Here is a 24,185-nt window from a genome sequence, read left to right as displayed (position 1 = left end):
GTCTTCTATGGGCGGCAGATCTCCTATTTGTACGCCATACAGAAAGGAAAGTGTATGTATGACACTTGAAATGAAGGGGATCTACAAATCCTTCGGTGCAAACGATGTTCTGCGGGACGTTTCGTTTACCTTAAACGGCGGCGAGATCTGCGCGCTGCTCGGTGAAAACGGCGCCGGAAAATCTACCCTGATGAATATTCTCGGCGGCGTCCATCATGCGGATCAGGGCCAGATCATGCTGGACGGCAAGCGCGTTGCGTTTCAAACGCCGGCGGATTCCCTGAAGCATGGCATTGCTTTTATCCATCAGGAATTAAACCTTGTAAATGATCTTGCCATTTACGAGAACATGTTTATCGGCCACGAGCTGCGGAAGAAGAACCGTTTTCTGGATTCCGCCGCGATGATTGCGAAAACGAACGAAGTTTTCAAAAAAATGGACCTCGATCTCGACCCGCGTATCATGGTGCGCGACCTCGATGCTTCTTATAAGCAAATTGTCGAGATTGCCCGCGCACTTTTGATGGAGGCTTCCATCATCATCATGGACGAGCCGACCACTTCGCTTACGGAGCCGGAAATTCGCCGTGTGTTCGATATGATGAGTACGCTGAGAAAGAGCGGCGTGGGCATTGTGTTTATTTCTCACAAGCTACGCGAGGTCATGGAGATCTGCACACGCTACACAGTGCTGCGAGACGGCAATATGGTTTCCTCCGGCCTTGTCTCGGAGACCTCTGTCGATATGCTGGCACGCGATATGGTCGGCCACGATGTGCGCACACAGTCGCTCCGCCGTGAGAAAAAGATTGGTAATGTTATTTTAAGCGGCAAAGGTATGACGTTGGAGCCGCATTTCAGAAACGTCAGCTTTGAAGTGCACGCCGGCGAGGTGCTTGGTTTCACGGGCCTTTTGGGTGACGGCAGAAGCGAGCTGTTTCAGGCGATTTTCGGTGCGATACACGGGGCTTCCGGCACGGTAGAAGTAGAGGGCAAGCCCGTGCATATCCGAACTACGGGGCAGGCGCTCAAGGCCGGCGTCGGCTATGTGCCGCGCAACCGCAAGGAAAACGGCATCATCAAGGATATGAGTATTCTTGAAAACGGCACGGTCGTCACATGGCCCAGAGACAGCAAGATGGGCTTTTTGCACTCGAAGAAGATTGAAAAGGATTTTGATGATCTCGAAAAAGAGCTGCACATCAAGCTCGGCTCCGCAAAAGATCTCATCGGCAGCCTTTCCGGCGGCAACCAGCAGAAGGTGGTGCTGGCAAAGTGGCTGGATGCAAACCCAAAGGTGCTTGTGTTCGATAACCCCACACAGGGCGTGGACGTAGGTGCTAAGGAGGAAATCTACGATATTATCCTGAAGCTCGCAGAGGCGGGCGTCGCCGTCATCGTGCTTTCCAGCGAGGCCCAGGAGATTATCCGCGTGTGCGACCGCACCGTCGTGATGTTCCACGGCAGCGTGCAGGGCGAGCTTGTCGGCGATGAAATGAATGAGCAGGCCATCATGCGCCTTGCAACAGGGGGACAGGTATAATGAACGAAAAAACAAACAAAAAGGGCTTTGGCGCATGGTTCCGCGATAATTGGAAGAATAATGCGCTGTTTTCCACAGGCATTGCACTGATCGTCATGGTTATTCTGCAGACGCTCGCGCTCGGCTTTGACTATGCAAGCTTCGGCGAATGGTTCGGCGCATGGATTAACAACTGGATGAACATTCTCCGCAACAACTCCAGCGTCGGTATCATCGCGCTCGGCATGACGTTCGTCATCATTTCCGGCGGCATTGATCTTGCCGTCGGCTCCACGCTTGTCGCGGTCGGCGCCATTACCATGACGCTCATCGACGCCGCAAACGGTGGCTGGCTCGGCACGATCGGCCTTACCGGCGCACCTGCGTACATAGTTGCCATTCTGATTTCCGTCGCGGCCGGCATCATTTTCGGCGGCCTCAACGGCCTCATGGTCACTGCGGGCAAGATTCCGCCGTTCATCGCAACGCTCGGTGCTATGAAGATTCTTCGCAGCGTGACACAGCAGTTCATGCAGTCCAGTTCGCCGAAGGTTCCGACGGGTTTTCAGCAGATCGCCCGTGTGAAGGTCGGCGGCCAGATGTTTATGCCGATCCTCTATTGGCTCCTCATCGCGCTCGTGCTGTACATCGTCTCTAAGAAGACCGTGTTCGGCCGCCACGTGTTCGCGGTCGGCTCCAACGAGAAGACGTCCCGTCTTTCCGGCATCAACGTCAATCGTGTAAAGCTCGGCGTATATGCGCTGATGGGCGCGGTTGTCGCTATCGCGGCCGTATTACAGGTCTCCCGCATCGGCGCTATGGACCCGGCAAACGCCGGCAGCGGTTATGAGCTCGATTCCATCGCGGCGGTCATCGTCGGCGGCACCAGCATGTCCGGCGGCAAGGGCTCCGTTGCAGGCACTGTGTTTGGTATGCTCATCATCGCCGTTATGAACAACCTCCTCAATCTCCTCGGCGTTCCGCCGTTCCTGCGCGAAGCCTTCAAGGGCGCGATCATCATCGCCGCCGTCCTACTCCAGCGCAAGTCTTCCGATAACTGAACATAAACGGTATTTTGTAAGACCTTGTCGTAAGAAATCGCGAAAAGGTCTTACTTTTTTTTGTAAAATAACGCGAAACAGCCCGATATTTTCAAATAGGGTTGATTTTTTGCGCCGTATATTCTATAATATACAAAGAAATAAAAATCCTTTCATGGATCATGGAGGCTGAATTTATGTTAGTATCTGCAAAGGAAATGCTGGACAAGGCTAAGGCAGGCAAATACGCTGTCGGTCAGTTCAACATCAATAACCTCGAATGGACAAAGGCTATCCTGCTCACGGCTCAGGAGAACAACTCCCCGGTCATCCTCGGTGTTTCCGAGGGCGCAGGCAAGTACATGTGCGGCTACAACACCGTAGTTGGCATGGTAAACGGCATGCTGGAGACCCTGAAGATCACGGTCCCGGTTGCTCTGCACCTCGACCACGGCTCCTATGAAGGCGCTAAGGCTTGCATCGAAGCAGGCTTCTCTTCCATCATGTTCGACGGTTCCCACTATCCGATCGAAGAGAACATCGCAAAGACCACCGAGCTCATCGGTATCGCTCATGCAAAGGGCATCTCCGTTGAGGCTGAGGTCGGCGCAATCGGCGGCGAGGAAGACGGCGTTATCGGCGGCGGCGAAGTTGCAGACCCGAAGGAATGCAAAATGATTGCTGACCTCGGCGTTGACATGCTCGCAGCAGGCATCGGCAACATCCATGGCAAGTACCCGGCAAACTGGAAGGGCCTGAACTTCGACGTTCTCGCTGAGATTCAGAAGCTCACCGGCACCATGCCGCTCGTTCTCCATGGCGGCACGGGCATCCCGGCTGACATGATCAAGGAAGCAATCTCCCTTGGCGTTTCCAAAATCAACGTCAACACCGAGTGCCAGCTCTCCTTCGCAGATGCTACGAGAAAGTACATCGAAGCAGGCAAGGATCTCGAGGGCAAGGGCTTCGACCCGAGAAAGCTCCTCGCTCCGGGCTTTGAGGCGATTAAGGCTACCGTTAAGGAAAAGATGGAGCTCTTCGGTTCTATCGACAAGGCTTAATTTCAGCTTAAATCGAATTACAGAGAACGCTCCTATGACCGGAGCGTTCTTTTTTTGTCCGAATATATGCTGGAAAAGAAAAGCAAAATTTTTCTTACAACTTCATTAAAATTGCGGCCCTTGCAGCTTTCCGACAGTTTCTTCGCGCTTTCGGGTGCGTACACACCTTGAAAGCACAGGCAAAATGTGGTATACTGTGTTCAGTAAAAAGAATTTTTCGGGGATGTTGTATAAAATGCACCGCATTCCGAAGCGGAGATCGAGAGGAAGCTGAGCGCATGGGAGAGAACAAATTATATTGCATGAGATGCTTTGAAGCAATGGAGGACGGCAGCAATACCTGTCCGCACTGCGGCTGGCACAACGGCGATCAGGTGAAAAACGCGCTGCCGTACGGCACATTGCTCGGCGAAAAATACCTTGTGGGACAGGCCGTGCACGTCAACGGCGCAGGCATTACATACGCTGCGTTAGAAGCCAAAACGGCGCAGAAAGTAGAAGTGCGCGAGTTTTATCCGCATACCATCGCTGTGCGCGGCGAGACCGGCGCGTCCGTACTGCCGGTCAGCGGGGCAGAACTCAAGTTCAGCGACTATTTAAGCGAGTTCGAGCGCTATGCGCAGAAGCTCCTGCGTGTTTCCGATACAAAACACATTCAGCGCGCCATCGATACGTTTTCGCAGAACAACACGCAGTACATCGTGTTCTCGTTCACAGAGTCCGTTTCCCTGCGACAGTACGTGGAGGAGCACGGCGTTCTAAGCTGGGCGCAGTGCGAACAGTTCTTTTACCCGGTCATTCACGCGCTCGGCGCCGTTCATGCGCAGAACGTCGAGCACCTCGGCCTCTCGCCGAACACGCTGCGCATCACAAAAGACGATAAAATGATCGTTACGGGCTTTGACATACAGTCTGTGCGCCGTGCCGGCACCGATCTCATTGAGGATATTTTCCCCGGCTGCTGGGCGCTGGAGCAGTACTCCAAAACGAAAATTTGCGATGAGGTCACGGACGTTTACGGCCTGTGCGCATCGTTGCTGTTCGCGCTCACGGGCGTCGCACCCATGGAAGCGCCGAAGCGCAAGCAGGACCCGCGCCTGATGATCTCCAAAAATATCCTAAAGCAACTGCCGGAGCAGGTCATTCCGGCTATTGCAAACGGCCTGCAGGTTGATCCCTCTCGCCGCACGTCAAGCTTCTCGCGCTTTTCCGCAGAGCTTGCCGCTGAGCCAACCGTTGTGGAAAAATTCGTCGAAACCGAAACGGTGCGCTCGCTGCCGAGCGGTTCCGGCCGCACGCCGAGCAAGCGTCGCGTGCCTACTTTCCTGTGGCTTGCCGCGTCATTCGTGTTTACACTCGTCGTCATCTTTGCCGTGACGAGCGTGTGGTTCAAAGACAGCCCATTCTCGCCGCAAAGCATCGTTGCGTTCATCAAAGATCCGGGCGTTGTCGAAGAAAAGCAAACTCTTGAGGTGCCGAACCTTGTTGGCATGGACTACGACAAGCTGCTCTCCTTAACAGAAAAGGACAAAAAATATAAATTTGAGCTTGAAATTTACAAGGAAACATTCAGCGATACATTGCCGGAGGGGCAAATCACCGGGCAGTATCCGCTCGCGGGCGAGATCATCGAGGCCGGCAGCACGGTAAAGATTGCTGTATGCAAAGGCCCGCAGCTGCGCACGCTGCCGGATATCGAAGGCATGACCGCCGACGAAGCCGTAACAGCTCTAAAAGCCCTCGGCTTCGAGCCGGTGCAGGTCGCCGAAGTCAACGATTATACGGAGATTGGCCGCGTCATTGGTTATCAGTCCGACAGCCCCGGCGATACGCTTGCGCACGGTGCCGTTGTGGGCATTCTCGTCAGCGCGGAAAGCAGCGGGGAAGACGGGGAGTAAAATCGGATAGAAAGCAATACACCCGCAGGCGGTTCGTTCCTGCGGGTGTATTTTTATAGAAGTATCAATGGAGGAAAACGTTGAGTTATTTGTACATCGCCATGTAATCGCCGTGTGCCTCAATGAGGTCGTCGCACATCTTCACGATGTCGTCGATGGAAAGCTCGGCTGCGGTGTGCGGATCCAGCATAGCGGCGCGGTAGATATCCTCGCGCTTTCTGGTGCGTGCCGCTTCGATTGTCATCAGCTGTGCGTTGATGTTTGTCATGTTCATTGCGGCAAGCTGTACCGGCAGGCGGCCAACGTGGCACGGGTTTACACCCATCTTGTCCACAAGGCACGGTACCTCAACGCACGCATCGGCGGGCAGGTTATCGATAAGGCCGGTGTTCAGTACGTTGCCACCAATCTTATACGGGTTGCCGGTGACCATAGCTTCCATAATGTAGGAGGCATATTCGCTGGAACGGGTGTGCTCCACTTTGCCGTCCTTCAAAATGCTTTCTTTTTCTTCCTTCCAGCCCTTGATCTGGTTGATGCAGCGGCGCGGGTATTCGTCCAGCGGAATGTTGAACTGTTCAATGAGCTCCGGATAACGGAATTTGATGAAGAGCGGATTGTATTCCGCGTTGTGCTCGCTGGATTCGGTGCAGTAGTAGCCGAGGCGGCGAATGTACTCATAGCGCACCATATCTTTGTGCTTTTCGGTCGCATTCTTTTCTGCGGCGCGGCGCTTGATCTCGGGGTAGAGGTCGTTGCCGTCCTTGTCTTCAATCTTCAAAAGCCAGCCCATGTGGTTGATGCCGGCGATGAGCTCGCGGCGGCCTTCAACCTTATCTTCCATGCCAAGGGCCTTTAGAAGCTCCTTAGAGCAGACCTGCACGCTGTGGCAGAGGCCGACGGTCTTTACGTTCGTATAGCGCTGCATGTAGCCGGAAAGCATTGCCATCGGGTTTGTGTAATTGAGAAACCATGCGTTCGGGCAAACTTCTTCCATGTCGCGGGCAAAATCCTCCAAAACAGGAATGGTGCGCAATGCACGCATGATGCCGCCAATGCCCATCGTATCAGCAATCGTCTGGCGCAGACCGTACTTCTTCGGCACCTCGAAATCGATGATTGTGCACGGGTCGTAGAAGCCGACCTGAATGGCGTCTACGACGAAGTCCGCGCCGCGCAGCGCTTCTTTGCGGTTCTCAACGCCGCAATAGGTCTTCAGTGTCGCCTTGCCGCCGTTCGTATTCTTGTTGATAGCGCTGAGAATGATGTAAGACTCTTCCAAACGCTCGGCATCGATATCATAGAGAGCAATCTCACTCTCACACAGAGAGGGCGTGCACATGCAGTCGCCGAGCACATTGCGTGCGAAAACGGTGCTGCCCGCGCCCATGAATGTAATTTTTGGCATAATTTGTAACTCCTTCCATAAAAACGATTCTTGTATTCATTATACGGTGCATAGTGTGCAGATTCTATATTTTTTGTTTCTTTTCGTTGTGATTTTGTTGTATTTTGCGTTTAAGTGTGCTATACTGAATAGGGAATTACAAAGGTAGGGACAGGTATGAACACCATAAAGCATAGAGCGGAAAATTTGAATAACGGCGGCTCTGTTACCGTGTATTACTGCGGTTACGAAAAATGTGAGGGCGGACATTTCTGGGGTCCGGCCGTACGCAATCAGTATTTGCTGCACTACGTCATCTCCGGCAAGGGTACGTATACCGTCGGAGATGAAACCTACACGCTGCACGCAAACGAGTGCTTCCTCATTCGCCCGGGTGAGCGCACATATTACATTGCCGATCGCGAAGACCCGTGGGAGTACATGTGGGTCGCATTCGACGGCTTTGATGTACTGGAGATCCTGCGCCGCACGGGTCTTGTCAGCCAATACACTACAAAGCTTGAAAACGGCGACGAGTTCATCCGCTACATGCACGAGATGATCGACGAATTCAACAAAGGCAGCTTATTTAAAGTGATGAGCGGCTTTTACGGCGCGATGTCCGTTTTGGAGGAATCCGCACACGGCGGCGCGTACACCCGCGAGCATGAGTATGTGAATAAGGCCATCGGCTACATCAAAAGCAACTACGGCTATCCCATTCAGATCAGCGACCTCGCGCGGCATATCGGCATAGACCGCACGTATCTTTACCGCATTTTCTCCGCTTCCGAAAGCATGTCGCCGAAGCAATATTTGATGCAGGTGCGCATCAATGCGGCGAAAAAAATGCTGCTGGCGGGTACATATACTGTCAGTGAAACGGCGCTTTCCTGCGGCTTTTCGGATTCCGCCTCGTTCTGCGGACGCTTTAAGCGCTGCACCGGCATGACGCCGAAAGAGTTCGTCGCGGACAGCCACAAGCAAAAATCAAGCAGCAATACATAACAACAACGCTCTGTACGGCACAAAAGCCATACAGAGCGTTGCTTTTTATAAAATTTAGCGGCTGAACTCGGAAAGCTCCAGGCCTTCGTTGTGCTCCAGCGCCCAGCGGATGCTCCACTCATTTGAGAAAAGCAAAAGGTAACGTCCGCGGATGTCCTGCACCTTTTTTGTGTCGGACGTGAGGTTCAGCTTTTTGAGGTCCACGTCCGGCGTGTCGATCCATCGGATGAGTGAGTACGGCAGCGTTTCCATGCGAATTTCAACGTTGTACTCGTTTTCCATGCGGTACTTGAATACGTCAAACTGCAGTGTACCCACAACGCCTACAATGACTTCCTCCATGCCGGAGGCGATCTCCTGGAAGATCTGAATGGCGCCTTCCTGTGCAATCTGTGTAGTGCCCTTGACGAACTGCTTGCGCTTCATCGTGTCCTTTTGCTGCACGCGGCAGAAAAATTCCGGCGCGAACGTTGGAATGCCTTCAAATTGCACTTTTTTACCCGTGCAGATCGTGTCGCCGATGGAGAAAATGCCCGGGTCGAACACACCGATGATGTCGCCCGCATACGCCTCGTCAATGATTTCACGGCTCTGCGCCATCATCTGCTGCGGCTGCGAAAGCTTGATCTTGCGACCGCCCTGCACATGGGTGACCTCCATGCCTTTTTCAAACTTGCCGCTGCAAATGCGCATGAATGCAATACGGTCGCGGTGCGCCTTGTTCATGTTCGCCTGAATTTTGAAGACGAACGCAGAAAAATCCTTGCTGAACGGGTCAACCACACCCTCCGAGGTTTGGCGCGGCAGCGGGGAGGTCGTCATACGCAAAAAGCTCTCGAGGAACGGCTCCACACCGAAGTTTGTCAAAGCGGAGCCGAAGAACACAGGGGAGAGCTTGCCATGACGCACTTTTTCAAGGTCAAATTCATAGCCCGCGCCGTCCAGAAGCTCTACGTCATCGCGCAGCGTCTGGCACAGGCTTTCACCGAGAATGGTCTCAAGCGCCGCGTCGTTCAGATCGATCTCGTGCGCTTTGACTTCGTGTTGACCGCGCAGCTCTTTGTCTCCTTCAAACGCGAGAATTTCGGACTTTTCGCGGTCGTAAACGCCCTTGAAGTCCACACCGGAGCCAATCGGCCAGTTCATCGGGTAGGTGCCGATGCCGAGCTCTTTTTCGATCTCATCCAAAAGATCATACGGGCTCTGCGCGTCGCGGTCCATCTTGTTGATGAACGTGAAAATCGGAATATCGCGCATGACGCAGACCTTAAAAAGCTTTCTCGTCTGTGCCTCAACGCCCTTTGAAGCGTCAATGACCATCACGGCGGAGTCTGCCGCCATCAGCGTGCGGTACGTGTCTTCAGAGAAGTCCTGGTGGCCCGGGGTGTCCAGAATATTGATGCAGTAGCCCTCATACTGGAACTGCATAACAGAAGAGGTGACGGAGATACCACGCTGCTTTTCAATTTCCATCCAGTCGGAAACGGCGTGGCGCGCATTCTTTTTGCCCTTGACCGCACCGGCCAGCTGAATGGCGCCGCCGTACAGAAGGAACTTTTCCGTCAGTGTCGTTTTACCGGCGTCCGGGTGCGAAATAATCGCGAACGTGCGCCGTTTTTCAATCTCATTTCTAAAATCGGCCAAGATGATAACCTCTGTTTCTTCACAAATTCAAAATAACCGATTTATTTTACCACAAATGCGTGGAAAGTTCAAGATTTCCGCATGATGGGAATGACAAAATATTTCGCCGTGTCGTGGTATTTTATCCGTAGAGATCACAAAATTTACGGAAAGGGCATAGGAAAACGATGAAACACGGAAAGCACTATCGCGAAGAGAAAAAGACCGTCCTGATGCTTTTGGAAAAGCTGTTCGGCAGGCATGCGGAGATCGTCATGCGGTACCGTGCGTATATAACGCCGGCGCGCACGCATATACATGAAGAAAAAGGCCCGTCGGTGCCCTCTTACAGGCGGCGCGTATGGTGATGCGCGCCCGGCGGCCGAGGAGGGGTGCGCATGTTTTCGGTTCGGGTCCTAGCGTTCATCACGGCGTTTTTGCTGCCGGTGTTTTTCAGCGGAGACCGTTTAGAAAAGACTGTCATAGCCGAAAGCGGCGTGCCCCTCAGCCTTGTATTCAAAAACGAATGTACCGTGCCGCTTGAGTTATATCTCACGGCAGAAGAAAGCCAAGGTGAAGTAAAGCTTCTGCGTGTGCAAAACGGGCAAAGTGTGATGCTTTTCTCGGGGGACAGTGCTGCACTCGGGTTTGCCGAGATTTATATCGGTACGCTTACCGCCGAAGAGAGCATGACATTTACCGTGCAGTGCGGGGAAGGCGGAAACGCAAAGCTTCACATTCATGGCGAGAAGCAAGAGAACGCAGCCGGGAAATGGATTGTCCGTGCATCGCTCTTCTTTGGCTGGGGCGTGCTCGCTGTCGGCGGTTCGGCGCTGCTCATACGCCGCATTCAAAACCGCAGGAAAGAGCCATAATAAAAACGCTGCAGGAAATGCTGAGGTTTGATAAGGCAGTATGATAAAACTTAATAAAACTAAGGCATTGCAATGGCAGATGAGGCTTTGACTGTAAAAGGTCAGAGCCTTTTTCTGTTTCTTAAATCCACACATTTGTCTTTTCGTTTTGTATTCAGTATAATGAAGTTACCAAAGGCACCGTAAAGTAAAAATGAAAGAGCGAGGGACAAAACACAGGAAAATATCAAGCGACGAGAGGAAAATCTCGTTTTTTGCGGGTGGGTAAACTGAGACCGGCGACTTGCGCGGGTGTAAGCCCGTTCAAAGCGGAATGAGGACGAACAAAGTTAAAGAAGAACACAAACATGGAGATCAGGTTATTAGCGCTCTCAAAGGAAGAAAAGCCCTGCTTTGGTCCTATGTCAAGATTTAGTACAAGTTAAAATGAGAAATTTCTCCCAAATTCAACCTGCCCGCAGCTCCGCCTTAATGTGTGCTCTTTTATATACTCGCTCGAATTCATCTGGTGACATAAAGTCGCAATGACTGTAGATTCGTTTCGTGTTGTAAAAAGCTTCCAAATATTCGAAAATCGACCGGTATGCCTGCTTGTAATCGCGAATTTTAAAGCGATTGAGCCATTCACGCTTGACAATAGAATGAAAGGATTCCATGCACGCATGGTGCAGAATCCATGTGTCAACAAAATAACACTGTTTCCTCTGAAAATATTAGATTACGTACTCAATTATTTCAAAGGACTTTTTGTTGTTAATAAGTTCACACACCTTTATTACTAGTGGTGATGCATTTTTCTCGCAAAAACTATCGATAGATATCCACTTGTAACCTAGAGAGTCGTTTTCGACCGAGCCTGATCTATCGTTTACATACTCACTAATTTCTTTCTCGCTATCACTTATGATGTCAATACAATACGTCATAGCAATATGATGCGTATAATCGAAACCGTTATAGGGGGAGTTTGTCAATATATCGAAAGTACTCAAATTTTCTGAAATAGAAACACAGAAGGTAAAGAAAAGAGGGATAGAAAAGAATCAGGCGTTAGAAAGTATTTCACGGAGGAGATCAAGAGGGCTTTTGCCGCCTAACGTGAGCATGGGCTTTCTGTTGCTCCAGTGCAAATGATCTTTGAGCTTTCGGTTTAGATCTTCTACACTTGCAAACTTTTCCCAGTTGTAAAAATAACGCTGGTCGTTTCGATGACTCCGCTCTACCTTGCCGTTGTGCCAAGGCGTTCTGGGTGGAATCAGCTTGTGCTGCCCGCCGGCGTTCTTCAAAGCAATGTCAAACGGACAGAGTTCCGTATCGCTGATGTACTTGTATGTAAACTCAGTTCCGTTATCCGTCTGGATTGTCTGAATCTTGAACGGAAATACTTTTTGAAGCATTTTGAAGAACTTTACCGAGTTTTCCGGTGTATGCTCCTCAAACCCGTAAATGAATCGTATTCTGGTGCATTCGTCTATGGCTGTCCATTGGTATAAGTGCTTTCCGTCCCGTCTCGCTGCGCCTTTCAGGCAGTTATACGGCACTTCTTTAACGTCTACCTGTACTTTTCCTCCCAGAACAAGAATCTCGGAATACCGGCGGTCACTCTTGCGTATGTTTGGCTTTTCCTGCTTGCCTCCGCACAGTCCGAGTCTTTTGGCAGCATAGATGAATCCGCTGTAACTTCTGCTGTAACCGCCTTCCCTTGCTGCCATATATATGCACCTTCCCAGCCGTAGCGAAAGTAAGACTGCCGCACAGCTTCACGAATCATATCTTCTTCACGGGCTGTATGCTGATGCGGATAGCTATTCGGTCTGTGCGACTTTTCTTTCAACGATTACCGGAATTCCGTCGTCTCTTTCTGCAACACTGCACTCCTTTTGATTAGCGATTTTTTCTCTACACCCATTGCAAACCAGAAAAAAGCGCGGTATAATATGACCAGAAGAACCGAAATGGTCATATTTCAGGGAGGGTGCGACCTTGGCTTTTACCGATTACGAGACTGAGCAGCTCCGCAAGGCGTTGCTGAAGGAAACGAGACATTGTGCCGTCACACTGGGGATGAAGAAAACCTCAGTGGATCAACTGACAAAGGCGGTCGGCATTGCGAAGGGCTCATTTTATAAATTCTTCGAATCCAAGGAGATAGCCTTCTTCGCGGTTTTGGAGAACATTCACTCCGAGCTTTACGGGGTGGCTGACCAGGCGTTGCACAGAAATGGCGGCCTGCCAACATCGGAGCGCGCGGCAGAGGCGGTTCTGGCCGTCTGCCGGCGGCTGTCCGATACCGGCGACATGGTTTTCATCGAAAATGATGCGAAGCGGCTTTTGCAAAGGCTGCCGGAGGGCGTCAAAAAGGAACATTACCACGATGACGAGACGCACATCCGTCAGCTTCTGGAAAAATATGACCTTGTTCCTAAACGGGGGATTTCACTTGCCGCCGCGGCAGTACGCGGACTGATTCTGACCGTCTCACACAAGGAGCAAATAGGAGGACTGTACCCGCAGGTGCTGGAAACGCTGGTGTACGGCGCTTGCAGGGAGTTATTTAAATAAGCGGAAGGCCGCAGAGATGCGGCTTTTCCAAGGCACAATGGTTAGCACAATCTAACCGTCCAAGTGCACGCGTCGGTTAAGCTAATCTAACATTGAAAGGAATGATAGCGATGCAGGGACACAAGAATTTCTGGGACAAAAATGCCGGACGTTACGACCGCTTTATGCGAAAGGATCGGGCGGCGTATGACGAGATGTATGAGCTGATCCGGCCGGTCGTAAAAGCCAAGACGGTGTTGGAGCTGGCGACCGGCACGGGATTGATCGCAAAGCACATCGTAAACGCGGCGGCGCACATCGAGGCGACGGACGCCTCTGCGGAGATGATCGCCGAGGCAAAGCGGGATAATCGCTCTGCCAAGCTGTACTTCTCCGTGCAGGATATGTTCCGCCTGCCCTATGCGGATAAGTCCTTTGATGTGGTGATCGTGTCCAACGCGCTGCATATCGTGCCGCAGCCGGAGAAAGCCCTTGCCGAGATCCGCCGGGTGCTGAAGGACGACGGTGTGCTCATCGCGCCCACCTTCACCCATGCGGGAAACTCGTTTTCCGGCAAGGTCAGGGCATTTTTTATGAGGATGGCAGGCTTCCCTCTCCGCAGCAAGTGGACGAGCGCGGAATACCTGCGCTTCCTACGGCAAAACGGCTGGACGGTGCGGAAAAGCGCTGTTCTGAAGGCATCCTTCCCGCTGACCTATGCGGAATGTGTGAAATCGGAGGTATGATAAGATGTCATTTTTTGAGAACACCAGAAAGCCTGTGGGGCTTGGCGGGAAAATCATGGTCGCCATGATGAACTTGGGGCACAGTCCTGTGGCACGGTGGGGACTTCGCTTTTTGGAGCTTCCTCCGGACGCCAAGGTGCTGGACTGCGGCTGCGGCGGAGGGGTGAACATCAAGAGATTTCTGAAAAAATGCCCGGAGGGAATTGTCAAGGGCATCGACTATTCCCCCGTCAGTGTGGAGAAATCCAAAAAGGTCAACGAGGCCGCCATCGCGGAGGGCCGCTGTACCGTTTTGCAAGGCAGCGTGGCGGATATGATCTTTGCAGGCGACTGGTTCGATGCGGTAACAGCCTTTGAAACCGTCTATTTCTGGCCCGATCTGCCGCAGTGCTTCCGGGAGGTTTACCGGGTGCTGAAGCCCGGCGGGACATTACTCATCTGCAACGAAAGCAACGGCGATACGGACAAGGACAAGAAGTGGACGGAAATCATCGGCGGCATGACCATCTACAAGGACATTGAATTAAAGGCGTATCTGGAGCAGGCAGGATTTCACGATGTGCAGATACACAAAAAGAAAAGCTGGCTGTGCATCACGGCACGGAAATGAGGGGGCTAAATCATGAGCATCTTTGCATCTATCTTACGCAGCGTATACAAGCTCTCCGGCGCGAAAAAGGTGTTCGCCTTGCCGGAGGATGCACTGCGAAAAGAAATTGAAAAGCAGAATCGGCATCGTGGCGTTTTTACGCCCACCGACCGCAAGGCATATTATGAAACGATCGCGGTAAACGGCTTTCCCTGCCTGATCGTGCGAGAGCATCCGAAGCCGTCCGAGCGCGCGATCCTCTACTTCTTTGGCGGCGGTATGGTGATCGGCCCCGATAAGGGCGACCTGCCTGTGATGCGCAAGCTCTGCCGCGAGACCGGCTGTGATGTGTGGTTTCCGTTTTACCCGCTCTGCATGGAACACTGCATTACTGAAACATACGCGATGGTGTACGAATGTTACCGAAAAATGATTACACTGTACGGCGGCGGAAATGTCAGCACCTGTGGTTTTTCATCCGGCGGCGCGCTGGCACTTGGCATTGCGGCGCACAACAACGCGCAGCCCGAGCCGCTGCCGCAGCCGAGACACATTGTCGCCGTATCCCCCGGCGAGGTGCCGTGGAACGACGCGGAAAAGGTACGGATGCAGGCGCTCAATGAAAGGGACGTTTCCATCGACTATGCCTTCATGGTGACGGTGGAAAAATTCATGCGGCATGGCTGCGAGAATGTGCCGGACTATATGCTCTCCGGCTCCCGGGGAGATTTTACCGGCGTAGGCGATATCCACTTCTTCTATTCTGCCGACGAAGTGCTCTACGGTGCTTTGCCGGATTTTGAGGAAGCCTGTAAGCGGGCAAATGTCCCCTGTACGGTGTCTGCCCGCCCGAAGATGGTGCATTGCTACTGTATGCTGCCGATCTTCAAGGAGGCAAAGGAGGACTTTGCGAAAATCGTGGACATTTTGAAAAAATGAGATCGGAAACGGTCGTGTGATGATTGAAATACGGAGGGAAACCCATGGAACGAAAAGAAGTCATTCGCGGTGCGTACCGAATGACGGGCGGCAATAATTTTTATGATGGTATGATCACCTGCTCTACCCTGAGCGGGAAAGCGGTGTGCCGTCTGGTGTGGGATATGAACAAGGCGGAATGTGATGCTTATCTTGAAAAAGCACTGTCGGGTATTCCAGATGATTTCTCTGGCAAGCTGCTGGAGGTGCCGGTAGGGACGGGTATCCTGACCATGCCGGTTTATCAGACGCTGCCAAAAGCAGACATCACCTGTCTAGATTACTCGGCGGATATGATGGGACAGGCGCAGGAAAAGGCCGACCGCCTGCACCTGAAAAACGTAACCTTTCGGCAGGGTGATGTGGGCGCACTTCCCTATGCGGACGGTGCGTTTGATATTGTGTTGTCGCTGAACGGCTTTCACGCTTTCCCGGACAAGGAGGCCGCTTACCGGGAGGTTTTCCGGGTCTTGCGGCCCGGTGGGATATTTTGCGGCTGCTTTTATGTGATGGGCGAGCACAAGCGGACGGATTGGTTCGTCCGGCACGTTTATGAAAAGGCGGGCTTCTTCACACCGCCCTATGAGACGGTTTCCAGTCTGAAAGCACGGCTGGATGGAATGTATACGGATGTGGACATGGGAAACCTGAAAAGCATGGCGTGGTTTGTCTGCCGAAAATCAAAATAGGGAGCGATAATATGTCAAAGAAAGCAACCGAGTTTCAGAAAAAAGAAATGAGCAAGATGTACCGAGGCAAGGAGATCTTCAAGCCGCTGAATACCGGCTGGATCGACGGGAGTGTCGCCTGTGTGCGCGAATGGGTGGCGAACATCTTCTTCTACCGCAAGGGCGATACGGCCATTATGATCGATGCGGGCTATAACTACGACCGCCTTGCCGAAAAAATGAGCTGGCTCAGCATCGATCCGGCATCCGTCCGGCACATCCTCATCACGCATCAGGACACTGACCATGTGGGTGCAGTAGAGGCCGACAGTCCGGGACTATTCCGGGACGCAAAGCTCTACATCGGCGAGGTTGAGAACCGCTATCTGACCGGCGAAGTGCGCCGCAAGGTGATCTATCGCCTGTACAAGCTGCCGCAGGTCACGATCCACAACGAAAAGGTACTGTTGCATGACGGCGAGGTTTTCGATATTGGCGGCATCAAAATCGAATGCTTCCTTGTCCCCGGTCATACCTGGGGGCACATGGTATATCTCATTGACGATAAGTATCTGTTCACCGGCGACACGCTGTGGTTCGGTGCGGACGGCGGATACAGCTTTATTTCCTCTCTGGCAGAGGATAATAAGCTGGCTGTGCAGTCACTGGCGGAGCTGGAACGGAAACTGCGCGCCCGTGGTCTGCATCCGTATTTCATCACCGGTCACACGGGATGGACGGACAATTTGGAATTTGCTTTTGCCCATAAGGACAAGCTCTGTTCGCCATTCAAGAAACGGGTACACGACCCGTCGGCACCCTATGATGCCTACGACGAATCGGACGACACCGAAGAAAATGCAAAGAGCGGTTTTCTGAAAGGCGTGGGAAGATGAAGGACAGCAAATTACAAATTGACCGCAGCTGCCATGTGCTGTATACCAAGCCCTGCAAGAAAGAAATCCTGGCGAAAATCGCCCTGCACTATCCGGAAGCAGAGCTGGAGACAGTATGGGAAAAGGTGCAGCGGCAGTACGCGGTCTTTCTCTCCGACTGGCGCACCGACTTGGGCGGCAAAAAGAACTTCCACAACGGCGTAGGCGGCACCTACGACTGCATCGCCATCATGAGCTATTATGTGGTCTGCAAAGCAGTTACTTCGTTCCGTGAAATCGAAGAGATGGAGGAAAATCTGATTCTTCCGACTTTCCGCAAGCTGAAAATTGTGGACTGCAACAAGCCGTTCTGGAGGAAGCTGATGTACAAGGCGTTTGTTCGTGCGAAAAGCGGCTGCGACAAATGGCACGATTACGAGATGACGGTTGCGCCTTATGAAACCGACAAGCCTATTTATTATGAATTTACGGCGTGCCCGGCAGCGGAGTTTGCTATCCGGCACGGTCTTACGGACATCATGCCCGCCCTGTGCAATGTGGACTATGCGTCCATGGAACTGCTTCATGCCAAGCTGGTGCGGACGACCACCTGCGTGAACGGCTGCCGATGCGACTACACTATCTGCGGCGATAAAGACCCGTACTTGAAGGGACATCCCGAATACCGGGATGAGGCGGGCTTCAGGAGGAATCGGTAATGCTTTTACAGGTGATTTTGGAAGGCATCGGGCTGGGCGTTCTGCTCATTTTGGTTTGCGCCATCGGTATCCGCAAGGGCGCGGTGGGCATGGTGCATCTTTACAGCCCGGAAGTCCAGAACAGGTGTGTAACGCTGGGGCTTACAACACACGAAAGAATAAAGCGGAACGCTTTGATTTTCAAAGCTGTCTGCGTCCCCGGCTACATCGCCTATGTGCTGGTCTGCGTCTATGCGCTCAACGGCGCAAAGGGCTTCGTTCAGGGCTTTTGGCAGCTGCTGGTCATACTGTCCGTTATGAATCTCATAGACCGATTTTGGGTTGACGGCTATTGGGTAGGACATACGAACGCATGGGAAATTCCGGGAACGGAAGACCTGAAACCCTACATTACAGCCAAGGATAAGATCAAAAAGTGGCTGTTCGGCACAATTGGTATGGCGGCCATTTCGGCAGCACTGGCGGCGATTATGATGCTTTTTATGAAAATATGAGGTGATAGAAATGCTGTTTCAAACATATGGCGACAGGAGGAATCCTGCCGTGCTGTTCTTTCATGCAATGGGTGTGACAGGAGCGAGCAGCGAACCGATTGCGAGGTTTTTGCAGGATCGATATTTCTGCATCTTGCCCACCTCCACCGTTTACTGCGAGGGGCAGAAATATGTCAGCAAGCTGGACGAAATACGGCAGGTGGAGGACTTTCTGCATCGACAGGGCGTGGAGCGGCTGGCGATGGTGGTCGCTTCTTCCATCGGTGCAGACCTTGCCATGGCGTTTCTGACGCAGACGAAGCTGCCCGTGGAGCACGCTTTCTTTGACGGCGGGCAGTTCGCCCAAATCGGAAAGGGCACGCGCCGTATCATGACGCCGTTTCTGTATTTTGCCATCAAGAGCCTGTATTGGTCGAAGGGCGGTACGCTGAAAAAGATACTGTGGTGTGACGACGATTCCATAAAGCCGTATTTTATAGCCGCAGGGGAAAATCTGACCTATACAAATTTGCGGCGGCAGATTTCGGACAGCCTGGAGGATAAGCCCTTTCCGTCCCTTCCCGAGGAACTGCAAAAGCACAGCTATTTTGAGTTTGGCAGCATAGAAGATCATTTCAAATACCGTCAAGCGGTGATGGAAGCCTACCCCTGCGGCCATTATCCCGTGTTTGAGGGATACGAGCATATGCAATATCAGATACGCGATCCAAAGGGGTTCGCCGGAATGCTGACCCACATCGCCGAGTGTGACTGTATGCCGGAGCTGCCATTTATCAGAAAGTGAGCGTTACATATGAAATATAAAATAGAGAAAAACACCGTACAGGAGACGCTGATCATTCCGCTGTATGCGCGGAAGGTCTGCTCAGAACTATACCCGAATCTTTACCGGGACGAAACAGCGGTTCGCCTGATTGACGAGATCGACTACGATTTTTCAGAGGCGGAGAAAAACTCCCGCGGCCTGATGCAGCGTTTCGGTTCACTGGAGGTGGCCATGCGGCAAAACGATCTGGCGTGGGAAGTAAGGGACTATCTGAGAACTCATCCCAATGCGGCGGTGGTCAATCTGGGCTGCGGGCTGGACAGCACCGGAAGAAGCTGCGACAACGGCAGCTGTAAAATTTACAATCTGGACTTTCCCGATGTCATAGCCGTGCGTAACGAACTTTTACCCGCCGGGGAGCGTGAGGAAAATACCCCATGCGATTTGAACAATACCGAATGGTTCTCCCAAATCGATGCCTCCAGCGGCGCGGTGTTCTTTGCCTCCGGCGTGTTCTACTACTTTCTGACGGAACAGGTCAAAGCATTGGTGCAAAAAATGGCGGACGCTTTCCCCAGCGGCGTGCTGGTATTTGATGCGGCGAACCGGACGGCAGTGAAGATGATCGCCAAGACATGGCTCAAGAGCGCGAAAATCAAGGATGTGGGCGCGTATTTCGCGGTTTCCGACGCTCCCAAAGAGATCGGCGCGTGGGACAGCCGTTTGCAGGTCTCCAGCCGCGGCTATATGCTGGGCTACACCGATTTGAAAGACCCATCCGTCAGCGGCTTTTTCCGTTTTCTCGCCAAAACCGGCGACGGAATGATGAAGATGCAGATTGTAAAGATCAACTTTTGAAAGAGGCGTTTTGAATGAAACACATCCACTTTGATGTTGAAAGTGATGGCTTTTACGGCGCGTATTGGGCATGCAAGGACGGCTCGGACTGCGCCGTCATCGCCATGCTCGGCGACGACCCCGAGGATTATATGGCGCGCTCGGCGGTGAAGTGGCTACTCCGTCTCGGCGTGAACATTTTGACCATGTCGCCTGCAAAAAAGGACTACGGTCATCACAACTATCCGCTTGAGCGAATCGAAAAAGCGATTACATGGCTCAAATCGCACGGCAACGCCAAAATCGGCATTGCGGGAGCCTCAACGACAGGTACCCTCGCCCTGACGGCAGCATCGATATTCAGCGACATTTCTCTAACCATTGCAATGACACCCAGCGACTTTGTGTGGCAGGGGTTCACGCAGGGCAAAAAGGATGGCTGCAAGGAATGGCCAATCGAGGGAGAATCACTCTTTTCTTACAAGGGAAAGCCCTTGCCATACATGCCGTTTTGCTATCAGCACCCTGACTATTGGCGCATAATCTCGGAGGAGTCCAAACGCACCGGCAATATGATTGCCTCCCGCAAGCTGTTTGACGACTCTGAAACGGCGCACCCGATTACCGAGGAGGAATTCATAAAGGTCGAGAATATCTGCGGCAAGCTGTTTCTTGTCGGCGCAGAGGACGACGCGCTTTGGGACACCGCAAAATATATCCGCCGCATGGAAAAACGCCTTGCGGAGAAACCACACTCCTGCGAAGTCGAGGCGGTCGTATATGAGCACGGCACGCATTTTGTTTTCCCCGACGGTATGCTCAAGACCATGCTTCCCGTCGGCTCGGCACTGTTTGTCAAGCTGGCGTTCAGTGCCGCGAAGAAATATCCCAGGGAGTGTAAAACGGCTCGCATTGACATTGACCGCCGCATGACCCGCGTGATATGCGATTGGAGGGACAAAAAGTGACCTATTTTGGAATGCCTTTCGGCATGTGGACGATGTTTGCAGGCTCATTCCAAAAACAGCTGACGGTTGTATTCGGCTATGATGTCGATACGGCAAAAACCATCACGAAAAAAGCAAAGCCGAAATACAGGGAGATCATCTCCGAGCTGCCCGAATTTGAAAAAGGCGACCGGTTCAAGACGAACCTCGTCAACTGCGCGATGATCGGCGCGTTTATCCTCTCCATGCCGGAGCGCCCGGGCGTGGAACGGCTGACGGTCTACTACGCCAATGCCATGATGACAAAGCCCATGAAATGGTTCTGCCAAATGAGCGGAAAGAGCAAATTTGCCGAAAAGGACATTTCCGGCATGAAGGCGACCGCAGCCTTGAAAGCCGCTGACCGCAACCCCTACTCGTGGAATATGGAGTTTTACGAATATCCCGACGGCAGCGGATACGAGGGACGCTTCACCAAATGCGGCATCTGTGTGCTGATGAAAAAGCTGGGGCTATATGACCTCACTCCCGCGCTGTGCCGTCTGGACTACACCATGAGCGAAGCCGGCGGCGCGACTGACTTTGTGCGGCAGTACACGCTCGCCTCCGGCGGCCCATACTGCGACTGCGGGTATAAAAAGAAGGGCTTCATGAAAGCTGGGACGGAGGCAGGACGATGAAGGAAACCTATCTCTCCCGTGATTTTCGAGAGACTGCGGCGCAGCGCTTTCCCTCGCAGGTCAAGGAGCTGAATGCCTTTTTTGATATGCGGTTGAATGCGCTGCTGGCTGAAAATGCAGATGCAAGCAAGGAGAAGCAATACCACCTCAAACGGCAAATCTTACCGGGCATTGCGGCCTACGAAGCCTTGCAGCGGGTCATGCCGAAAGAAGAAGCGCTGCAAATCGTTCACGGCTATGTGGAGCGGCTGGCGAGAACGAGTCACAAACAGCTTGCCGCCCTGCTGCACATACCGGGGCTTTACCGCCTTGTTCCCGGCGTTTTTGTCAAATCCACCCGGAGCGTCTTCGGCCCGGCGGCGGGCTTTGACCCAAAGGAGTTGCAGGTCGGCAACGGTATATGGCGTGTGGATATGATGGAGTGTCCCTATCACGACACCTGCACAGAATACGGCTGCCCGGAGCTGTGCCGCTGCTTTTGCGACAGCGACGACATCAGCTACACCGGTCTGCATCCGAAGCTCATTTGGCATCGAACAAAAACGCTGGGGCGCGGCAATGACCGCTGCGATTTTTGCATGAAGATCATGAAATAAATGCACAGGAATAAAGAAAATGAAGAAGGAAGAAAAGAAACCGTTTATCCAATGCTGTATTCTTGGCGCAATCGGCGGGATATTGATGGCTGCCGGGGACTGGCTGCTGGGGTGCGTTCCGCTTCAGAAAACCGACACCGGAATGTTCAACAGAGCCTGTTATCTGTCCGGCGCCTCCGCATTGTGGAAGCCTGCATTGGTCGTCGGAATGGGAGCGCTTGGGTGCTTCCTCTGCTCCTTCATGGTGAAGGCACTGAATACGGATATTGACGCAAGGTATACGAGAACAAAAGCTATCCAGTATTTTTGCGGGTTATTTACGGTTGTGGTAGCCTTGGCGATCCATCTCTGGGCGGCTACTCTGGCGTGGTTTTCTACCTATCTGGGGCCGCGTATCGGAGTGGAGGCCACGCTTGCGGCGGTTACGGCCTATCAGGATGATATGCTCCCCGCGATCCTCCCCATGTATGTTCCGATGCTATTGGTTTTTGGTATCCATTTTGTGATGCTGCTTGTCGGTAAAACCCGTTATCCCAGGTGGATGCTCGTTTTCCATCCGGTCACATGGAATCTTCTGCTGGTTGCTGTTCCTGATATTGCACAGGCCATGCAGGTGCCGACAGCCACATGGATGTCCGTAATGAGCCAGAGCAGCACGAACAGCGCCATCGTGATCTGGTGCATCGCGGCTGCGGTTTATGAGAGAAGTCACACTCAATAAAAAGGAGTCTTGAATATGAAGCCTGACTACAAAAACTGGATTCCCAAGGGAATGATGGTTTCGCTCATCGCGGGAACGGTGCTGTCCTTTACGCTGCTGCTGGTTTTTGGCGTATTCGGCGTCTGTGTGAGCGGAAAGCTGCGCGTCGTGCTGGGAGTGGTGTTCGGCATTGCCTTTGTCGTTTGTGCAAAGTACACCCAGTGGTGCGTGTATGCCTATCGGGTCTTTTCCTATGACGGCGAGCGCAAGCTCTCAAAGCAGATCATTGACGGCACGGCGGAGCATATCACGCTGCCGGAGGGCGGTGTGGGACTGGACATCGGCTGCGGCAGCGGTGCGCTGACCATTGCCTGCGCAAAGCGCAATCCCCAGGGAAAAATGATCGGTATCGACCGCTGGGGCAAGGAATACGCCTCCTTCAGCCTGCCGCTGTGCGAAAAAAACGCCGCTGCGGAGGGCGTGAAAAACGCTTCGTTCCGGCGTGGAAACGCCGTGAAGCTGGATTTCCCCGACGAGAGCTTCGACGCGGTGACCAGCAACTATGTCTATCATAATATCACGGGAAAGGACAAGCAGCAGCTTCTGCTGGAAACGCTGCGCGTGCTGAAAAAGGGCGGAACATTTGCTATCCATGACCTGATGTCACCCCGCAGATACGGCGATATGCAGGCGTTTGTCCAAAAGCTCATGGACATGGGCTATGAGCGCGTGGAGCTGATGGACACGGCCGACGGCAGCTTTATGACATCGAAGGAAGCCGGACACCTGATGCTTCACGGCTCAACATTGCTGGTGGGAAGAAAGTAATCGGCGCGGCATCATGGAAAGCTGATCTCCGCACAGTTTGACAGCTACCGCCGGAGCATGGCGGAATGTACCGACCGCAAGACTGCCGGGCTATATATGGACGCGACGATGATCTATCACTTCGGCGGCTGGGCTGCGTTTCTTAAGCCTGTAAATAAATCACGGGAGGAAAAGTGATATGAAATACAACGGTTTTTATTTCTGGATGTTCAAAAGCCCGATGAAAAAGGTTCTGGCAGAGAAGTACGGCAGGGAATATGCCGCCGACATTATGAAAAAGAGCAAAAAGGTCTATCGTGAGCTTGTCGAGAAAGCAGACGACATCGGTGACGATAACCCTATGGCATACAACGAGTTGTTCGCCCTTGCCTTCGTTGCGCCCTATGTGGCAAGCGAAAAGAAAATTCCGCCAACGGCCGTGCAGGAAATGATGCGCCGCTCACTCTATCATATCAAGTGGTATTTTGCAAAGACCGACTTGAATACCGACAAGGGCAAGGCGGAGAACAAAAAGAGCGTTGTCAAATACGCCAAATGGTACACGCCCGAAAAGGAAGCGAAATACCCGACCTCCTTCAAGGTGGATTTTGTCGGGCAACCGTATGAGGGTGCCTGTTACTACCGCATTACCCGCTGCCCGATTTGCATTTACACGGAGAAACTCGGTGTTTCCGAACTCATGCCGTTGTTCTGCGAACTTGATGAAGTGATGATCACGCTTCAGCACGGCGTGCTGCACAGAAAGCAGACGTTGGCAAACGGCGGAGAATTCTGCGACTATTACATTACAGGAAACAGAGAATAAAC

Annotated in this window: 27 protein-coding genes and 1 pseudogene; 23 read left to right on the top strand and 5 right to left on the bottom strand. The window is 52.6% G+C overall.

Translation table 11 applies throughout. The features are described 5' to 3' along the window. The first annotated feature begins 58 nt into the window (after window positions 1–58). The 4 genes from R2K26_RS05645 to R2K26_RS05630 all read left to right on the top strand — a co-directional run bounded on the left by R2K26_RS05645 (window position 59) and on the right by R2K26_RS05630 (window position 5,521). On the top strand, window positions 59–1,543 hold the full coding sequence (locus tag R2K26_RS05645; protein WP_316519155.1) for a sugar ABC transporter ATP-binding protein: 1,485 nt from the start codon (window positions 59–61) through the stop codon (window positions 1,541–1,543). Then, window positions 1,543–2,583 carry an ABC transporter permease gene (locus R2K26_RS05640; RefSeq protein WP_316519154.1) on the top strand — a complete coding sequence of 347 codons (1,041 nt, stop codon included), beginning with the start codon at window positions 1,543–1,545 and terminating at the stop codon, window positions 2,581–2,583. Before R2K26_RS05645 ends, R2K26_RS05640 begins: the two co-directional genes overlap by 1 nt. A 176-nt stretch (window positions 2,584–2,759) precedes the next feature. Continuing rightward, complete coding sequence (gene fba, locus R2K26_RS05635; RefSeq protein ID WP_176820503.1) at window positions 2,760–3,623, top strand: class II fructose-1,6-bisphosphate aldolase; 864 nt, start codon at window positions 2,760–2,762, stop codon at window positions 3,621–3,623. Window positions 3,624–3,901: 278 nt separating this feature from the next. Next, complete coding sequence (locus tag R2K26_RS05630) at window positions 3,902–5,521, top strand: PASTA domain-containing protein (protein ID WP_316519153.1); 1,620 nt, start codon at window positions 3,902–3,904, stop codon at window positions 5,519–5,521. A gap of 85 nt (window positions 5,522–5,606) precedes the next feature. Here R2K26_RS05630 and R2K26_RS05625 read toward each other — a convergent pair whose 3' ends face one another. Next, complete coding sequence (locus tag R2K26_RS05625) at window positions 5,607–6,929, bottom strand: alpha-glucosidase/alpha-galactosidase (protein ID WP_316519152.1); 1,323 nt, start codon at window positions 6,927–6,929, stop codon at window positions 5,607–5,609. Between the two features lie 156 nt (window positions 6,930–7,085). Here R2K26_RS05625 and R2K26_RS05620 point away from each other — a divergent pair, with 156 nt between their 5' ends. After that, entirely contained in the window at window positions 7,086–7,916 is an 831-nt protein-coding gene (locus R2K26_RS05620; RefSeq protein ID WP_316519151.1) for an AraC family transcriptional regulator, read from the top strand. Window positions 7,917–7,970: 54 nt separating this feature from the next. Here the strand turns inward: R2K26_RS05620 and R2K26_RS05615 are convergent, their stop codons facing one another. Next, window positions 7,971–9,560: a peptide chain release factor 3 gene (locus R2K26_RS05615; RefSeq protein WP_308449742.1), complete on the bottom strand. Its 1,590-nt coding sequence runs from the start codon at window positions 9,558–9,560 to the stop codon at window positions 7,971–7,973. 167 nt (window positions 9,561–9,727) lie between these two features. Here R2K26_RS05615 and R2K26_RS05610 point away from each other — a divergent pair, with 167 nt between their 5' ends. Together R2K26_RS05610 and R2K26_RS05605 are read left to right on the top strand one after the other, a co-directional pair. Next, window positions 9,728–9,907, top strand: coding sequence for a hypothetical protein (locus R2K26_RS05610; RefSeq protein ID WP_316519150.1), 180 nt, complete (start codon window positions 9,728–9,730; stop codon window positions 9,905–9,907). A 30-nt stretch (window positions 9,908–9,937) separates the two neighbouring features. Beyond that, window positions 9,938–10,414, top strand: coding sequence for a hypothetical protein (locus R2K26_RS05605; RefSeq protein ID WP_316519149.1), 477 nt, complete (start codon window positions 9,938–9,940; stop codon window positions 10,412–10,414). Between the two features lie 226 nt (window positions 10,415–10,640). Here R2K26_RS05605 and R2K26_RS05600 read toward each other — a convergent pair. The 3 genes and pseudogenes from R2K26_RS05600 to R2K26_RS05590 form a co-directional block, all read right to left on the bottom strand. After that, window positions 10,641–10,808: pseudogene (locus R2K26_RS05600) on the bottom strand (IS6 family transposase); the annotation flags it as partial. 52 nt (window positions 10,809–10,860) lie between these two features. After that, on the bottom strand, window positions 10,861–11,070 hold the full coding sequence (locus tag R2K26_RS05595) for an IS3 family transposase (protein WP_316519148.1): 210 nt from the start codon (window positions 11,068–11,070) through the stop codon (window positions 10,861–10,863). Between the two features lie 387 nt (window positions 11,071–11,457). After that, entirely contained in the window at window positions 11,458–12,126 is a 669-nt protein-coding gene (locus R2K26_RS05590) for an integrase core domain-containing protein (RefSeq protein WP_316519147.1), read from the bottom strand. Window positions 12,127–12,397: 271 nt separating this feature from the next. Here R2K26_RS05590 and R2K26_RS05585 point away from each other — a divergent pair, with 271 nt between their 5' ends. The 16 genes from R2K26_RS05585 to R2K26_RS05510 all read left to right on the top strand — a co-directional run bounded on the left by R2K26_RS05585 (window position 12,398) and on the right by R2K26_RS05510 (window position 24,183). Further along, a complete protein-coding gene (locus R2K26_RS05585; protein WP_316519146.1) occupies window positions 12,398–12,976 on the top strand; it encodes a TetR/AcrR family transcriptional regulator in 579 nt (192 codons plus the stop codon). Window positions 12,977–13,086: 110 nt separating this feature from the next. Continuing rightward, on the top strand, window positions 13,087–13,701 hold the full coding sequence (locus R2K26_RS05580; RefSeq protein WP_316519145.1) for a class I SAM-dependent methyltransferase: 615 nt from the start codon (window positions 13,087–13,089) through the stop codon (window positions 13,699–13,701). A 4-nt stretch (window positions 13,702–13,705) separates the two neighbouring features. Then, on the top strand, window positions 13,706–14,311 hold the full coding sequence (locus R2K26_RS05575) for a class I SAM-dependent methyltransferase (protein ID WP_316519144.1): 606 nt from the start codon (window positions 13,706–13,708) through the stop codon (window positions 14,309–14,311). Window positions 14,312–14,323: 12 nt separating this feature from the next. After that, window positions 14,324–15,229, top strand: a complete 906-nt coding sequence (locus R2K26_RS05570; protein ID WP_316519143.1) for an alpha/beta hydrolase — start codon at window positions 14,324–14,326, stop codon at window positions 15,227–15,229. A gap of 44 nt (window positions 15,230–15,273) precedes the next feature. Beyond that, window positions 15,274–15,957 (top strand): class I SAM-dependent methyltransferase, encoded by a 684-nt coding sequence (locus R2K26_RS05565; RefSeq protein ID WP_316519142.1) that lies wholly within the window; start codon window positions 15,274–15,276, stop codon window positions 15,955–15,957. A gap of 11 nt (window positions 15,958–15,968) precedes the next feature. After that, window positions 15,969–16,832, top strand: coding sequence for an MBL fold metallo-hydrolase (locus R2K26_RS05560; protein ID WP_078783451.1), 864 nt, complete (start codon window positions 15,969–15,971; stop codon window positions 16,830–16,832). Further along, entirely contained in the window at window positions 16,829–17,530 is a 702-nt protein-coding gene (locus R2K26_RS05555; RefSeq protein WP_316519141.1) for an L-2-amino-thiazoline-4-carboxylic acid hydrolase, read from the top strand. The genes R2K26_RS05560 and R2K26_RS05555 overlap by 4 nt, the downstream gene beginning before the upstream one ends. Next, window positions 17,530–18,024: a hypothetical protein gene (locus R2K26_RS05550; RefSeq protein ID WP_316519140.1), complete on the top strand. Its 495-nt coding sequence runs from the start codon at window positions 17,530–17,532 to the stop codon at window positions 18,022–18,024. Before R2K26_RS05555 ends, R2K26_RS05550 begins: the two co-directional genes overlap by 1 nt. 10 nt (window positions 18,025–18,034) lie before the next feature. Continuing rightward, window positions 18,035–18,808, top strand: coding sequence for a hypothetical protein (locus R2K26_RS05545; RefSeq protein ID WP_316519139.1), 774 nt, complete (start codon window positions 18,035–18,037; stop codon window positions 18,806–18,808). A 9-nt stretch (window positions 18,809–18,817) separates the two neighbouring features. Continuing rightward, on the top strand, window positions 18,818–19,648 hold the full coding sequence (locus R2K26_RS05540; RefSeq protein ID WP_316519138.1) for a class I SAM-dependent methyltransferase: 831 nt from the start codon (window positions 18,818–18,820) through the stop codon (window positions 19,646–19,648). Window positions 19,649–19,662: 14 nt separating this feature from the next. Next, window positions 19,663–20,595, top strand: a complete 933-nt coding sequence (locus R2K26_RS05535; protein WP_316519137.1) for an acyl-CoA thioester hydrolase/BAAT C-terminal domain-containing protein — start codon at window positions 19,663–19,665, stop codon at window positions 20,593–20,595. After that, a complete protein-coding gene (locus R2K26_RS05530; protein WP_316519136.1) occupies window positions 20,592–21,254 on the top strand; it encodes an L-2-amino-thiazoline-4-carboxylic acid hydrolase in 663 nt (220 codons plus the stop codon). The genes R2K26_RS05535 and R2K26_RS05530 overlap by 4 nt, the downstream gene beginning before the upstream one ends. Beyond that, entirely contained in the window at window positions 21,251–21,850 is a 600-nt protein-coding gene (locus R2K26_RS05525; protein ID WP_316519135.1) for an L-2-amino-thiazoline-4-carboxylic acid hydrolase, read from the top strand. Before R2K26_RS05530 ends, R2K26_RS05525 begins: the two co-directional genes overlap by 4 nt. A gap of 19 nt (window positions 21,851–21,869) precedes the next feature. After that, window positions 21,870–22,571, top strand: a complete 702-nt coding sequence (locus R2K26_RS05520) for a DUF6796 family protein (protein ID WP_316519134.1) — start codon at window positions 21,870–21,872, stop codon at window positions 22,569–22,571. Window positions 22,572–22,586: 15 nt separating this feature from the next. Then, window positions 22,587–23,378, top strand: coding sequence for a class I SAM-dependent methyltransferase (locus tag R2K26_RS05515; RefSeq protein ID WP_316519133.1), 792 nt, complete (start codon window positions 22,587–22,589; stop codon window positions 23,376–23,378). Window positions 23,379–23,556: 178 nt separating this feature from the next. Further along, window positions 23,557–24,183, top strand: a complete 627-nt coding sequence (locus R2K26_RS05510) for an L-2-amino-thiazoline-4-carboxylic acid hydrolase (protein WP_316519132.1) — start codon at window positions 23,557–23,559, stop codon at window positions 24,181–24,183. The last annotated feature ends 2 nt before the right edge of the window (window positions 24,184–24,185 follow it).

The sequence above is a fragment of the Neglectibacter sp. CSJ-5 genome, from assembly GCF_032490475.1.
GTDB lineage: Bacteria > Bacillota > Clostridia > Oscillospirales > Acutalibacteraceae > Hominenteromicrobium > Hominenteromicrobium mulieris.
This window is presented reverse-complemented; position numbering and strand designations above follow the sequence as displayed.